This is a genomic window from Acetobacter estunensis (assembly GCF_011516945.1).
In the GTDB taxonomy this organism is placed as follows: domain Bacteria; phylum Pseudomonadota; class Alphaproteobacteria; order Acetobacterales; family Acetobacteraceae; genus Acetobacter; species Acetobacter estunensis.
On the sequence record NZ_WOTH01000114.1, the window covers coordinates 1 to 602 of the forward strand.

General features: G+C 58.3%; 1 protein-coding gene. It reads right to left on the minus strand.

Annotated features, from left to right (window positions below):
- Positions 1-10 precede the first annotated feature (10 nt).
- Positions 11-602, minus strand: a 592-nt coding sequence (locus tag GOB87_RS16525; RefSeq protein WP_166319210.1) for an IS5 family transposase, incomplete at its 5' end; no start/stop codon positions are given.

Here is a 602-nt window from a genome sequence, read left to right on the forward strand (position 1 = left end):
AGAGCCTGAATCAGAAAGCGGTTTGATTGATTTTCCGCAGAACTCTGCGGATATGGGCAATCATCAACCATGCGCAGGATGACGAGATTGTTGCCTCGACATCCTTCGTGAGGCGACGGCAACGCCCGAGCCATGCAAAGCTACGCTCCACGATCCAGCGTTTGGGCAGGACGACGAAGCCTTCGGCCCGATCGCTACGTTTGACGATCTCGATCGTCCATCGGCCGAGTTCAGCCAGCGCACCACGCAACTTCTCGCCAGCATATCCCCCGTCACCGATCAGATGGCGAAGCCAGGGAAACAATGAGCGTATCCTGACCGCTACCAGCGGCGCACCATCACGATCCTGAATGTCGGCGGGATGCACGACAGCCGCCACGACATGACCCAGCGTGTCGGTCGCGATATGCCGCTTGCGTCCCCTGATCTTCTTGCCCGCGTCATAACCGCGTGGGCCGCCATTTTCAGCGGTTTTAACCGACTGGCTGTCGATAATGCCCACTGAAGGCGTGGCGTCTCGCCCGTCCTGCTCACGCGACAGGATCACGAGAATATGGTTCATGGCTTCCCATCTTCCCTCGCGGATCCAACGGTAGAAATAG